9 protein-coding genes are annotated in these 13197 nt (G+C 71.7%); all 9 read right to left on the bottom strand.

The window, feature by feature from the left end:
- Positions 1 to 481 precede the first annotated feature (481 nt).
- The 9 genes from KF840_05990 to KF840_05950 all read right to left on the bottom strand — a co-directional run bounded on the left by KF840_05990 (position 482) and on the right by KF840_05950 (position 13079).
- The gene (locus tag KF840_05990) at positions 482 to 2830 is read right to left on the bottom strand and encodes a hypothetical protein (GenBank protein ID MBX3024444.1); all 2349 of its coding nucleotides are present in this window, start codon (positions 2828 to 2830) and stop codon (positions 482 to 484) included.
- A gap of 293 nt (positions 2831 to 3123) precedes the next feature.
- A complete protein-coding gene (locus tag KF840_05985) occupies positions 3124 to 4323 on the bottom strand; it encodes a glycosyltransferase family 4 protein (GenBank protein MBX3024443.1) in 1200 nt (399 codons plus the stop codon).
- Positions 4320 to 6086, bottom strand: a complete 1767-nt coding sequence (gene asnB / locus KF840_05980; protein ID MBX3024442.1) for an asparagine synthase (glutamine-hydrolyzing) — start codon at positions 6084 to 6086, stop codon at positions 4320 to 4322. Before asnB ends, KF840_05985 begins: the two co-directional genes overlap by 4 nt.
- Before the next feature lie 174 nt (positions 6087 to 6260).
- On the bottom strand, positions 6261 to 8063 hold the full coding sequence (locus KF840_05975; protein MBX3024441.1) for a glycosyltransferase family 4 protein: 1803 nt from the start codon (positions 8061 to 8063) through the stop codon (positions 6261 to 6263).
- 133 nt (positions 8064 to 8196) lie between these two features.
- Positions 8197 to 8895 (bottom strand): hypothetical protein, encoded by a 699-nt coding sequence (locus KF840_05970; GenBank protein MBX3024440.1) that lies wholly within the window; start codon positions 8893 to 8895, stop codon positions 8197 to 8199.
- A complete protein-coding gene (locus KF840_05965; protein ID MBX3024439.1) occupies positions 8886 to 9947 on the bottom strand; it encodes a glycosyltransferase in 1062 nt (353 codons plus the stop codon). Before KF840_05965 ends, KF840_05970 begins: the two co-directional genes overlap by 10 nt.
- On the bottom strand, positions 9944 to 11314 hold the full coding sequence (locus KF840_05960; protein ID MBX3024438.1) for a hypothetical protein: 1371 nt from the start codon (positions 11312 to 11314) through the stop codon (positions 9944 to 9946). Before KF840_05960 ends, KF840_05965 begins: the two co-directional genes overlap by 4 nt.
- Complete coding sequence (locus KF840_05955; protein MBX3024437.1) at positions 11311 to 12108, bottom strand: glycosyltransferase; 798 nt, start codon at positions 12106 to 12108, stop codon at positions 11311 to 11313. The genes KF840_05960 and KF840_05955 overlap by 4 nt, the downstream gene beginning before the upstream one ends.
- Positions 12108 to 13079, bottom strand: coding sequence for a hypothetical protein (locus KF840_05950; GenBank protein MBX3024436.1), 972 nt, complete (start codon positions 13077 to 13079; stop codon positions 12108 to 12110). Before KF840_05950 ends, KF840_05955 begins: the two co-directional genes overlap by 1 nt.
- Positions 13080 to 13197: the final 118 nt, after the last annotated feature.

The raw sequence follows: 13197 nt of genomic DNA, 5'->3' as shown, positions 1-13197 counted from the left end.
GCGTCTCTGCACTGCGGACAGCACTGCGCGTGCCAGGGGAGGTGCGCGGCGACCCGGCCCGTCGTCGGGCGAGCGCCACGCATGGAATGTGACGTGTAACAGCTCAGAATGGCGACGAATTGGGGTCCTGGCCTCGGCCGCGCAGCAAAGCGAAGCACAAGACTGGCGACCTGGCTGTGGACAATTTCGTACGGCCGACAGCCAGGAATGTGACGGTCGTCAATCCGGTCGCGCCGCCGGCAGGCGGTCCTGTGAGACCTCGGGTCCGTGGGGTGGCGCTACCGCCCCGGGACGGGGGATCTCAATGGCTGCGGCGCAGCCAGGCCAGGCAGCGATGCGACGGAGTGGGTGTCGTGCCGCTGGACGTTGGCGAGGGCGCCTCGACGACCCGGGGGCGTGGCGACGAGGCCAGCCCGGGCTCAGACGGACCCGCCCCTGGCACGTGGCGGAGCCGTCTGAGCGGCCGGCTGGCGACACGCGCCTACTGCTTGGCTTTGAACTGCGTCGCGGTGTTCTTCTTCTCGTCGGCGCCGGTGAATACGCTCTCGAGGCAGAGCGAGGAGCCGTCCTTCTTGAGCTGCACGGTCACCGGGTAGGTGAGCGGCAGCGTCGGATCGGGCAGGGCCGAACCCTTGCCCTTGGCGAGCGCCTTCGACTTGCCGGCGCTACCGCCCTTGAGCAGCGCCAGGGACAGGCCGTCGGGGCTGGCGCCCTTGAACTTGTAGCCTTTGGTGCCGACCGCGCTCCAGGTCGGACCGGGGGGAAGCGCCGCGTCGGCGATCAGCGCGTTGGCGGTGCCGGCGTAGACGCACAGCGCGTAACCGGTGCTGCTGGTCGGGTCGGCGAGAGCGAGTGGATCGAGGGCGGCGCCCTTGATCCACTTCCACAGCAGCTTGTCCTTGCCGTGGTCGCTCGAGCTCTTGATCAGCACGATCGACTTGCCCGAGGTGAGGCAGCCGCCGGCAGGGGCGTCGTCGTTGACGCAGCCGCTCAGCGGAGCGCAGGAATCGGCCGTGCAGGCGTCGCCGTCGTCGCAGTCCAGTGGGTCGGCGCCGGTGCAGAGGCCGCCCTGGCAGGTATCGGACTGGGTGCAGACGCTGGCATCGTCGCAACTGGTGCCATCCGGCTCCTTGGCGTCGGCTGGGCAGGTGGCGCTCACGCCATCGCAGACCTCGGCCAGGTCGCAATCGCCGGATGCGGGGCGACACAACGACCCCGCCGGATCGGGAGCGGTGCAGTTGTCGGCGGTCTCGTCGCAGGACTCGGCACAATTCGTGTCGCCATCGGGGCCGGGGCACGGATCGCCGGCGTGCACGTCGCAGTTGCCGGCGCTGCAGGTGTCGCTGCCGTTGCAGAACGCGCCGTCGTCGCAGTTGGTGCCATCCGGGAGGGGAAGCGCCGGCAGCGCGGCATACGTGACGGTGACCACGGCATACGCGCCGCTCCCGTCGTCGCTGAGCCCATCGCAGGTCCCCGGATCATCGGTGAGGATCGCATTGCTTCCGCCCTTGACGTAGGACGTGACGTCGATCCCGGTCAGCAGTCGCGGCGCATGCGGCGAGTTGCAGGAGCAGGTGCCGGCGGCGGCGTAGGAGCCGACCGGGTTGCCATTGAGCGCGACGTTGCGCGCCGTGCCGCTGCAGCTTATGCCGGCCTCGATCCGCAGGTCGGCGCCCAGGACCGCGCCGACCCCGGCGTCCCCGGCATCGACCCAATGGAACCCGAAGGCGCCGCTGCAGCTGTTGTACCGGTTCCCCGCGAAGCAACTGGCCGCAAGGTTGTCGAGCAGGCTGACATCGATCGGGTAGGTCTTCTGACAACCTCCGCCGCCGCTGGTGTAGCCGGCCGGACAGGTCTGGCAGGCGGCAGTCTGCGGATCGCAGGTGAACGTACCGGGCGCGAAGCACTGGTTCAGCGCGTCGCAGTCGACGGCGTTCGGGTGGGCGCAGGTGCCGGCGCCATCGCACTGGTCAGCGGTGCACAGGCTCCCGTCATCGGGGCAGGGGCTGCCGGGGAGCAATGCCGGGTGGGTGCACGTCCCGGCGCCATCGCAGACGTCGGAGGTGCATGGCTCGCCGTCGTCGGCACAGATGCTGCCGGAGGCCTGCGGCGCGCAACTCGACGGCGCGCCCGAGCACTCGTAACAGGGATCGATCAGACAGTTGCTGCAGCCGTCGCCATTCACGTTGTTGCCGTCGTCGCACTCCTCTAGGCCCGTGAGCGCGCCGTCGTAGTCGCAGGAGTATTGGAGAATCACGCGTTCGAAGGCGGACGATCCCTGGAGAAAATCGTCTCGCCCGCATCGCCATCCCGCATCTATCCCACCGCCGTCGGTATGAAAGCAGATGCGCCTGTCGCCATCGGTCGCGCCACCGGGATACGAGTTGCTGTCGATCGTATCGCAGGAGTTGCGATTGATCGGGCTGCCCTGCGGCGCGAAGCCCCAGGAATACGTGCTGCTGAAGTACCATCCGACGCCGTTGGCATCGTGCGGCGTGTTCGAGGTGGACGTGTCGAAGATCACGTCGGCGCGTGGAGCATAGGCGGCCAGGGTCAGCGTCGGCGAGCCGACCGGGCGGCAAGCGAGCATCAGGTGGTCCCCCGAACACGAGGCGAGGATCGAGGACAGCGGGGTGCCGGAGTTGTTGTAGTTGTCCTGGTAGCAGATGCTCCATCCATCGAGGGATGCGATGGGGACGTTCGATGCGACGCCGGAGAAAGGCGTGAAGGCGGATGCGCGCGTCGCGGCGGTCGCGGCGAGGGCGGCACAGGCGATCGCCATCGCCACGCGAGCCCGCGCGGTGACGATGCGACTGGCTCGAGCTCCCATCCCCAGGTGCTTCCTCGAAGTGGTCATGGTCTCCCCCTCTTCCGTCGGCCGATCTCGCGTCACAACGCGGGTGCCCGGCGGTACTGCCCACGTGTGTGCCAGATGGAAGAAAGAGAAAGCAATTAGGGAAAACCCGAAAGATCCGAAGCGAGCCTGGGAGTCTACGACAACGGCAGGGTAGGGCGAGATGCTTCCAGCCCGTGCGCGTGAAGTCCCCGAGCATGCCTCGCCGGGGTCGTGTTCGTGCCGCTGAGATCGACGCCACGGTCGCCGCGGCGGCGGTCGGTGCTCGCCTACGGTTGCGGCGGCAGGGACGGCGACGCCGCTGACACGACGCCGGCGAAGGCGTCGAGGTACTCGGCGACGATCGTCGGCAGGGCGTGCGCCGTGACGCGCGCGCGCGCCTGCCGACCAATGGCCGCGCGCAGGGCGGGGCGGTCGGCGAGATGCAGCAGCCGGGCCGCGAGGTCGGCCGGATCGCCCTTGCGGAAGAGCACGCCGGTCTCGCCGTCGGTGACCACCTCGCGCGCCGCGGCGATGTCGCTCGCCAGCAGCACCCGGCCGCAGGACTGGGTCTCCAGGTAGACGCGCGCCTGGGTCTCGTCCTCGGCCGGCATGACGACGATGTCGGAGAGGTTGAGGAAGTCCGCCACGCGGTCGTGGTCGACCCAGCCGACGAAGCGGACGCGCTCGGCGATGCCCTTCTCGTCGCACGCCGCCCGCATGGCGGCGCCGACCGGTCCCTGCCCGACGATCACGAAGACGAGGCGCGGATCGCGGCGCAGCGCCAGCGCGGCGGCGTCGATGACGTCGAGCGGCCGCTTGAGCGATTTGAGATTCGAGACGTGGGCGACCACGACGTGGTCCGCGCGCAGCCGCAGCGTGCGCGCCAGCCGCGGATCCCTCACCCGCGGCGCGAAGCGGTCGGCGTCGACCGCGTTCCAGATCACGCGCACGGTGCCGACGTCGAACGGCGCCAGCCGTGCCGCGAGATGCCGGGCCGGACAGATGATCAGGGCGGCCTTGCGGTACTGCGAGAAGAGATGGTGGATGTCGGCTGCGGGCAGTGTGCCGTGGAGCATCCCGATGGTCATCGCGCCCGCGGTGCGCAGCACGGCGGGGATCCCGTGCGCGCGGGCGATCTCCGGCACGTCCCAGGCGAACGTCTCCCGGCCCATGAACACGAGATCCGGTCTGTCGGCGGCGATCAGCTCGGGAAGCCGCGCGCGGATGCTCTCGCGTTCGACGCTTCGGTAGCGGTCCGCCGTGGGCAGGTTCGGCGCCACGTCATCGAAGGGAACGGGGAAGCGGGTGACGGCGATCTCGGGATGCGCCGCCGCGAAGGCGTCCGCGCCACCCGCGGCGTCGTCGGCGATCGGCGCCAGGACGCGCACGGCATGTCCGGCGGCCGCGAAGCCGCGCAGCAGCAGCGCCGACGAGACGGCGCTGCCGCCGCGATGCGGGGGCAGCGTGCAGACGGCCAGGATCTTCACGACGGGCGCTCCGGGTCGCCCGCGGCGTCGCCGTAGCGCGCCGCCCAGGCGTCGAGCACGATCAGCGACCACAGGAACCGATTGAGATTGCGGCCGCGCTGATGGTCCTGCCACCACTCGCGCACCACGGCGAGGTCGACCCACTCGCCGAGACGCGTCTGGCGATGGAAGAGCCGCTGTTCGACCCACGGGCGCAGGGGGCCGCGCATCCACGCCGCCAGCGGCATGGAGAAGCCTCTCTTCGGCCGCTCGACGACCTGCGCTGGGAGCCGATCGCCGAGCGCCTGCTTCAGCACCGCCTTGCTGACGCCGTCACGGAGCTTGAGCGCCGACGGGATGCGGGCCGCGTGCTCGACCAGGCGGTGATCGAGCAGCGGCACGCGCACCTCGAGGCCGTGCGCCATGCTGGCGCGGTCCACCTTCGTGAGGAGGTCGCCGGGCAGGTACGTCTTGCTCTCGACGTACTGGATGCGCGAGAGCGGATCCCACTGTCGCGCGTGCGCGAAGTGCGCCCGCACCTGGGCCAGCGGGTCGTATCCGCGTAGCTCGCGGCGCAACCAGTTCCCGTAGAGCCGCGCTTTCATCTCCGGTGACAGCCAGGTGCGTGCCGCCAGGTACGCGTCCTCCGCGCCGGCGGGATCGACCGCGGCCCGCTCCTGGAACGCCGCGAATCGCGGATAGCCGGCGAACACCTCGTCGCCGCCGTCGCCGGCGCAGCACACCCGGAGGTGCGCCCGCGCCAACTGACAGAGGTGATAGGTCGGCACCATCGAGGAATCGGCGAAGGGCTCGTCGAAGTGCTCGGCGAGCCGGTCGACGACCTGCACCGCCTCGTGCCGCACGAGCGACTCGTGGGCGCGGGTCTGCCAGCGCTGGGCCACCGCGCGCGCGAACGGCCGCTCGTCGAACGCGGACTCCGCGAAGCCGATCGAGAAGGTGTCGACGGGGCCCGCGGCGAGCTCGGCCGCCACCGCGGTCAGGGCGCTGGAATCGATGCCGCCGGAGAGGAACATGCCGGTCGCGGCGCCGTCGAGGTGGAGCGCGACGGTGGCGCGCAGCGCCTCGCCGAGCCGGGTGGCGCAGGTCGCCGCGTCGATCTCCCGCGGCTCGAACACGAGGTCCCAGTACTCGCGCTCGACCACGCCGTTCGCCGAGACGGACAGGGTGCGACCGGGCGACAGCTTGCGCACCGCGGTGAAGATCGTCCGCGGCGCCGGGATGTAGGTGAAGGTGAAGAAGTCGTCGAGCGCCGTCGCGTCGATCGCGCGCCGCACGCCGGCGGCGAGGAGCGCCTTGATCTCCGAGCCGAAGTGGAACGTGCGCCCGTCCCACGCATAGTACAGCGGCTTGATGCCGAAGCGGTCGCGGGCCAGGAACAGATGCCGGCGCGGCGCGTCCCAGATGGCGAAGGCGAACATGCCGCGGAAGTGCTGGACGCACTCGGGCCCGTAGTGCTCGTAGGCGCGCAGGACCACTTCCGTGTCGCAATCGGTCGCGAAGCGATGGCCGTGGGTGCGCAGGACGGCGCGCAGCTCGCGGAAGTTGTAGATCTCGCCGTTGAACGCCACCGCCACGCTGGCATCGTCGTTGACCATGGGCTGGGCGCCGCCGGCCGGGTCGACGATGGCCAGGCGGCGCACCGCCAGGCCCACCGGGCCGCGGACGTGAACGCCCGCCGCGTCGGGACCGCGATGGCGCAGCCGGCCGGCCATCCGCTCGACGAGATCGGACGACGCTTCGGCGCCGCCGTCGACATGGAACACGCCCGCGATTCCGCACATCCAGGGCGCTAGTTGTCTGGTTGGAGACGCGAGGGCAAGACCGCACCGCCAGCCGCGAAGCCGGCGCGGGTCCTGCCGCCGATCGCGCAGCACGCCGCAGCGCCGATCGTTCGATCGCCGGCCGAGGGACCGGGTCGCGGTCCGAAGCGGGCCGGCTCAGGCCCTGCGGCGGTCCCTCACGACGCCGTCGGCCGGCGAAGGCGCATCGCCGGTGGCCGGTTGCGCGACCGGCGCGTCGGGCTCGAGCCCCCGCGGTGGCGCGGCGGCGTGGTGGCGCAGGGACTCGAGCCAGGCGCGCAGGTGGCCGACGCCGAGCACCGCCTCACGGGTGCGATAGTCCTTGGCCGGGCCGGTCGGCGCCGCCAGATGGCCCGCCATCAGGCCGAGCAGGGCGAGCGCGTTCAGGTCGCTCGGATCGTCGAGAAACCGCCGCAGGAAGATCGGTCCGTACTCGGCGAACCACTGCATGCGGTCGGGATGGACGCGCAGGCGGCGCTGCAGATTGGCGTAGCGCTCGTAGATCGATTCCGGCGTCCAGCGGGTGCCGTGCATGCCGAGCGTGTGTCCGGCGAGCGGCCGCTGCCCGCAGGGCGACTTGACGAGGCGGTAGCCGTCGGCCTCGAAGCGTTGCACCTGATCGATCTCGAACGCCTCGATGGCGCGGAACGGATAGCGCCGGACGACCTCGTGGCGGAAGATCTTGACGCCGAAGATGCAGCGCTCGAGGTGCACGTCGTAGAGCGTGCGCGCGATGACCGCGACCGCCGGCGGGGACGCCGCCATGGCGTCGTGCAGCGTCCGCACCGCGTGCGGATGCAGGAGCATGTCCTCGTCGACCTGCACGTAATAGGGCGTGCGGCACTCGTCGAGCATGCGCTGGAACGCGGCGTCCATCGGCGCCACGCGGTCGAGCACCCGCAGCGGAAAGGTGCAGTCCTGCTCGGCGAGATGCGCGAGGCAGGTGTCGATGGTCGGAGCGCCGACCGTGGTCACGAACACGGTGAGGGCGCGCGACAGATCGGGCCGCGCCGCCGGCGCGGCGGGCCGCGACGCGAGCACGCCGCGAAGGAAGGCGAAGTGCTCCCGGCTGCGATCGGCCCAGTGCCACGCCCGGATGTCCTGCTGCATCGCCTCGGCGAGGCGCGGGTAGTGGGCGAGCGCGCGCTCCACGCCCGCCGCCAGGGATTCCAGGTCGCGCTCGACCAGATACCCGTTCACGTCGTCGCGGATCAGCTCGGGCATGTTGCCGACGCGAGTCGAGACCACGGTGCAGCCGCAGGCGGCGGCTTCGAGCGCTGGATTCGGCGTGCCCTCCGACTCGCTGGCGCACACCAGCACGGTTCCCGCGTTGTACCATTCCGCCATCTGCCGCGGCGTGCGCTTGTGCGGACCGCGGGAATCGACCAGCAGCAGCTCGCAGTCGATGCCGCGCCCACGCAGGCGCTCGCGCAGGGGCAGCATCAGATCGTCGTGTCCCTTCAGGCGTCGGTAGAGCTGCGAGCCCACCCACAGCACCTTCGGCCGCCGCGTCGCCGGGGGGCGCGTCACCGAGAAGACGTCGAGATCGACGCCGTTGGCGATCTCGACGGTGCGCGGCCATTGGCCGCTGCCGAGCCAGCACTCGCGGTTGTTGAAGATCCACCCGTCGGCGCGGTGACGCAGGGCGTAGAACTCGCCGAGCCGGCGCGGGAACCCGCAGCTCCAGCCGACCACGAGCTTGCTCGGCCAGCGGCGGCGGCGGAGCGCGTCCGCCACCTCGGCGGTGGCGAACTCGCGCAGCAGCAACACGATGTCGGCGGGCGGCCCGTCGCCGAGCGCCGCTTCCGCGCCGGCCACGGTCGCGGGCTCGAGCGGCGCGATCGACACCTCGAAATCCGGCGGCGCGTACTTCTGCAGCGCCACCGCCTCGTTGTGGTAGGCCCATCCCGGGACGTCGTAGAGGATGCGCAGCGACGTCATCGGTGGCCTGCGCGGCGGCGATTCCGTGCAGCACGGCTGCCTGGAGGAGTGGGCACGGCTGCAGATGTCATGGCGCGACGCCAGCCGGCAAGCCGGCTCGCAGCGGCCCGGCCCGGCGCCGCGCGCTGCATCGTCACGCCGCCGGATAGCCCATGAGCACGGCGGTGCGCATGGTCTCCTCGGACAGCGGGACGCCGGCGGCGCGCCACAGGCCGACGCGATGGCGCGAGATGCTGCCGCTCCTCAGCAGCTCGTGCCGCTCGGCCTTCAGCATCTGGCGCGGAACGGCGGTCGCGTCCCAGCGCTCGCGCACCGGCAGCTCGAGGCCGAGCGCGCGGGTCACCCGCGGCATCACCTCGGCGGGCGACGCGACGAGGTCTTCGTAGCGGATCCACAGGTCGAAGCGCTCGCGCTCCGCCCAGATGGCGCGGTAGGCGACGTTCATCCGGGCCTCGTCGATCCACGGCGGCAGCGGGCGGACGAGCGCGTCGCGGATGTCGCGCACGATGGCGACGATCCGCAGCCCCCGGGCGCGGTAGACCTCGGCGTATTCGAGGAAGGTGCGATTGCAGGTCTTCATGCCGAAGATCCGCGGCTCGATGGCGCGCTCGCACCGCGCCATCAGGTCGACGGCCTGCGCGCAGCTCAGCGCTCCCGGCGGCCGCTCGGGGAACGGGACGCCGGGGAAGCGCGCCGCGAGCACGGGGATGCCGCGATGGCTCTGCTCGGGGTTGTGGAAATCGGGCTCGTCGAGGCAGACGACCGGATCCTGGTCGAGGAGGAGCGTCAGCAGCGTCGTGCCGCTGTAGGCCGGCCCGCCGATCAGGAACATGGCGGCAACCGCAGCCCCATGCGGCGGAAGAACGCGAGATAGCGCTCGAGCGTCGCGACCGTGTCCCAGGCCGCCTCGAAGTGGCGGCGCGGCGCATAGGAATCCCGCGCGGCCAGGACGCGGCGCATGGTGGCGAGGAGCTCGTCCTCGGTCGCCAGCTCGCCGGTGACGCCCGGTACGACCAGGTGCTTGCCGCCGCGGATCGCCGCGTTGACGACGATCGGCAGGCCCGCCGCCACGCACTCCCACATCGCCGCGGGGTTCGACGTGCGATCGCCCGCGTACACGGCGATGCGGGACGAGCGGAGCAGCTCGACGACGCTGCGCGCGCCGAACGCGGACGTGGTGATGTTGGGATTGCGCACGTCGAGCTGGCCGGGCTCCACCGGGTGGAGATGCCCCGTGAGCTCCGTTCCTTCCACCGCGCGGAGGAGCAGGTCGTGGCGCTTCCCCTCGTAGACGCTGGCCAGATAGATGAAGTCGCGGACCTTCGGATCCGCGCCGGGAGAGATGCGGTGCGTGTTGACGACCGGCACGTAGAGCAGCGAACGGTCGTCGAGGTAGGCCTCGTCGTCGACCAGGTAGCACTCCGCGCCCGAGTTCCCGTCGCGCTCGCTGGCGGCGCGGGTGCAGGGCACGTGGACGCGGAAGCACTGCCCGGCGAGCAGGTCGAGCAGCGGACGGCCAGTGCGCCCGTAGTTCACGAACAGGTCGGGTGGGCCATAGCGGCGGAGGTACGCGGCGACGTCCGCCGCGTTGGAGAAACGCACCTTGAGCACGCCGTTGCCGTGGTATTCGGTCGACCGCTGGCGCGCGTAGTCCCAGAACTCGACGTGGCGCGCCAATCCGCGGTCCAGCATGAGCACGCCGAGCGCGTAGATGTGGAAGCCCCAGCCGACCGGTTGATCGAAGAGGCCATGCCGCCGCGCTGGCGGCGGAGGCAGCTCGTGGTCGGCCCAGAGCGCATCATAGTCGAGGCTCCCCTCCACCGGATTCGTGACGTTGGCGATGACGACGCGCGGGCGCGCCGGCGCGCGGTGGGCGGCGATCATGGCGCGACGCGCTCCAGGGTTGCGCTCGAGGCCAGGAACATCGCGTCCGCGATCTCGTCGCAGGTGCGGAGATCGCCGGTCGTCGCCAGCTCGTCGAGGAGGTCGCCGTACCAGTCGAGCCAGTGGCGGGCGTAGCAGTCGTGGAGGCCGACGCCGACGAACGCCTGGCGCGCCAGCAGGCCGCGCAAGCGGGACAGCCAGGCGGCGCGGTCGAGGTCGCCCGTGTGGAGGGGGTAGTCGTCGAGGTGCACCGGGATCTTCACCAGGCCGCCGACGAGTCGAGGCGCCTCGAATCCGAGGTGGCGCGACCCGCACAGGAGCCACTCGAAGTTCCAGTATGCGAGTGCGTGGTCGGTGAGCTCCGCGGTCAGGATCGAGCGTGGCGGACGGTAGCCGCGCACCTGCAGGTCGACGCGGCGGACGCGCGGGAGCTGGTCGAGAACCTCGATGCGGTGGTCGTGGGAGTGGAAGGCGAGCCCATGGCCCCGGCCGGCGATCAGCGGCTCCTTGGCGCGGAAGAGGGTTCCCAGGATGCTGTAGGTGACGCGGATGCCGCGCCGCTGCTGGAGCGCGAGCGCCTGCGCCAGGGCGGCGCCGCACGCCGCCTTCGGCACGTCGGTGTCGACGTCCTCCTCGATGTCGTGGAAGAGGGCGATCGTCGGTCGCGCGCCGCGCGGCGACGCCTCCTCGGGCGCGTCGCCGTCGGGGCGCGCCGTCGGCAGCAGCGGGACGATGCGGGCGGCGTTCTCGGCGACCGAGACCTCCCAGTACTCCGCCGGGCCGACGGTCACGCGCCGACAGGCATACCGCGCCGCGACCGAGTCATAGATGCGCGCGAAGAGCGCGGGGTCGACGGCGGTGCGCATGCCGACCCGGATCTGCGCCGCGGTCGGCGAATGGACGCTGGCGATGCCCTGGTCTCGGGCGTAGTCGAGCACGGCGTTGAACAGCAGCGCCGGCCAGCGGCCGAACCGGTTGTCGACCCGCGATCTGCACGCCGCCCTGAGCGCCGCGTGCTTCGACAACTGCTGGCACACATCCGACTGCAGGAGGGTGACGAAGAGCGCCCCCTGGCGCTGAAACAGGCCCGCCACCGCGATCAGGCCGGCGCGCCCGAGCTGCTGCTGATGCCAGTTCACGGCGCGATCGGTGAACAGGTCGGGCGGCAGGCCGTCGAGGTCGCGCGCGTACAGGTTGAGCTGGCGGCAGCGACCGGACAGCGCCTCCTCGCGGGACAGCCCGCGCCGCTCGAGCTGCAGGTAGGTGTCGGCATACGGCTTGTCGATGCGCGCGACCTCGTGCGCGAAGCATTCCCGCCGCCGCAGGCCGAGGACGGCGAACGCGTCGGCGTCCGGGGATCGCCTCACGGGGGCGTCCCCGCTCCGCGCACCGCATGGATGGGGCGGCCGAACCAGCGCGCATGCCGGGCGATCAGCTCCTGCCGCTCGTCGCCGCCGACGCCGTGCTTGTCGAGGATGCGCTCGAGGGTGCGCACCTGTTGCGCGGGGTCGCGCAACGTGAGGCGCTCGCGCTCGTGGTCGCGATAGTTGTAGAGGCTGCGGCCGACGATGCCGACCGTGGCGCCGCGCTCGAGCAGGGTCCAGACGAGGTCGTAGTCGTCGATCCCCGGCGCATCGCCGAGCGTCTCGTCGAGGCCGCCGACGGCGACGAGGCTGGCGCGCGAGAAGAGGAAGAAGTGCTGCAGGTACGCGGCGCGGCGCTCGAGCGTCGGCCGGGCGAGGAAGCCGTCCATGGTGACGACGTCGCCCGGTCGGTCGAGCCGCGTCACGCCATCCGCCGCGCGCGTGCTGATCCCCGCCGACACGATGTCCGCGTCGATGCGGAGCGTCTCCTCGACGGCGGTCGGCTCGAGCCAATCGTCGCTGAGCAGGAGCCCGATGCGCGGCGCGCGCGCCGTGCCGATGCCGTCGTTGATCGCGGCCGGGAAGCCGGCGCGCCGCTGCTGTCGCACGACGAGGTGCGGATGCTCGCGGGCGAAGGCGTCGAGCACCGCGCGGTTCGAGGCCGGCGTGGTCGGCGCGGTCACCACCACCACCTCGGCCGGGACGGTCTGCCGCAGCGCGGAGTCCAGGGCCTGCGCCAGCCAGGCATCGTCCTGGCGCAGGAGCGGCACCACGATGCTCGCCGCGGGGGCGCGCATCACGAGTCCATCCCGAGCCAGGCTTGGAGCTGCCGGATGCGGTCGTGCCACGTGTTGCGGGCGGCGAACGCGCGCGCGTCGGCGCGCTCGGCCGGATCGACGCCGCGCAGCAACGGTTCGAGCGCCGCGGCGCAGTCGTCGGCGTCGTCGTAACGGTGCACCGACGCGTGCTCGGGGAGGTCCAGTCCGCGCCGGCACATCTGCGGGATTCCGAGCCCCAGATATTCCCAGCTCTTCACCGGCTGCATGCCGGCGAGGTGCGCGCCGCGGTACGGCACCAGGCCCACGTCGAAGCCTTGCATGAGTTGCCAGGCGGCCTCCCAGGTGGTCTGCCGGCGCCGGGTCAGGTTGCCGTCCGCGGCGTCCTCCGTCGCGCCGACGATCTCGAAGCGGACGCGCGGGAAGCGGCGCGCGAGCTCGCGGACGAGCTCGCCGTCGAAGCGCTCCAGGTCGGCGAGGCCGCAGAACCCGACGACGCGCGGCTCGCCGGGCCGCTGCGGCCGCGGGGCGGGCGCCAGGCGCTGACACGCGTTGGGGAGATAGGGCACCCCGAGATCTTCCGCCATCCTGCGCGACGAGGCCACCGCGACATCGGCGAGCGCGACCATTCGCCGCTCGGTCTGGGCGTCGTACCAGGCATCGCCTGGGAAGCGTTGCCAATCGTCGACGCAGCGGTACACGGTCCGTATCCCCATGGCGCGCGCCATCTCCAGATAGCGCAGGCTCGCGGTGTCCGGGAGGCAGAACATGGCGATGCGCGGCCGCCCGTCGCGCGGCTGCGCGAGGGCGGCGCGCACGCTCTCCTCGTCGCGCGGGATGATCTCCAGGTCGAGCAACCGGTGGCGGGTGCGCCGGTTCGCGCCGTGGACGAACACGGCGCCCGCGGCCGCGAGGGCGCGCCCGTACTGCTCGGTCGAGTTGCCGCCGTCGTTCCAGTTGTTCTGCGAGAACAGCACCCAGAAGGGGGTCACGGTGCGACGAGGGAGCCGGTCAGGCCGTGCATCGGCATCCGCGGCCCGCCGCGGCCATCGCGCGCGAGCCACACCGCGGCAGGCGGCGGCGGGTGGACGTGCTCACGAACCGACGTCG

Source organism: bacterium (assembly GCA_019637795.1).
Classification (GTDB): Bacteria; Desulfobacterota; Binatia; order HRBIN30; family CADEER01; genus JAHBUY01.
This window is presented reverse-complemented; position numbering and strand designations above follow the sequence as displayed.

Excerpts from the sequence above, each read along its gene's own strand:
- KF840_05965 (MBX3024439.1), bottom strand. The coding sequence starts at position 9,947 with ATGATCGCCGCCCACCGCGCGCCGGCGCGCCCGCGCGTCGTCATCGCC.
- KF840_05990 (MBX3024444.1), bottom strand. The coding sequence starts at position 2,830 with ATGGGAGCTCGAGCCAGTCGCATCGTCACCGCGCGGGCTCGCGTGGCG.
- KF840_05975 (MBX3024441.1), bottom strand. The coding sequence starts at position 8,063 with ATGACGTCGCTGCGCATCCTCTACGACGTCCCGGGATGGGCCTACCAC.
- KF840_05955 (MBX3024437.1), bottom strand. The coding sequence starts at position 12,108 with ATGCGCGCCCCCGCGGCGAGCATCGTGGTGCCGCTCCTGCGCCAGGAC.
- KF840_05970 (MBX3024440.1), bottom strand. The coding sequence starts at position 8,895 with ATGTTCCTGATCGGCGGGCCGGCCTACAGCGGCACGACGCTGCTGACG.